The sequence below is a fragment of the Shinella sp. R2-11 genome (assembly GCF_055330205.1).
Genome location: NZ_JBVAPC010000031.1, coordinates 1 through 468, shown reverse-complemented (window position 1 = coordinate 468; position 468 = coordinate 1). Strand labels below are relative to the sequence as shown.

At 63.2% G+C, this 468-nt stretch carries 1 protein-coding gene; it reads left to right on the top strand.

Annotated features, from left to right (window positions below; all coding sequences use genetic code 11):
• A partial coding sequence (locus ACZ1A1_RS24940; RefSeq protein ID WP_463622065.1) for a cation diffusion facilitator family transporter occupies positions 1–456 on the top strand: 456 nt, incomplete at its 5' end.
• Positions 457–468 lie beyond the last annotated feature (12 nt).

Here is a 468-nt window from a genome sequence, read left to right as displayed (position 1 = left end):
CATGCGCGCGACAACAACCTCCATGCTGCCTATCTGCATGTCCTGGCGGATGCCCTGACCTCGATCCTTGCCATCGTGGCGCTATTGGCGGGGCGTAGTTATGGTTGGCTCTGGGCCGATCCCGTCATGGGCGTCGTCGGCGCACTTGTCATTGCACGCTGGTCCTGGGGTCTGATCCGGGATTCCGGGTCCGTCCTGCTGGACCGGATTCCCGATGACGAGGATCTGCCGGGAGAAATCAGAGAGGCGCTCGAGACCGACACCGACCGGATCGCCGACCTGCACGTATGGCAGGTCGGGCCGGGGCACCATGCGGCCATCATCTCGCTGGTGTCGAGCGATCCCGCGGCACCATCGGACTATAAGGCCCGCCTGGCGGAAATACACGAACTTTCCCACATCACCGTCGAGGTCGAACGGGTGAATGCGGGCTTGCGAGCGGCGAGCGGTTCCTGACAAGAGGATTAC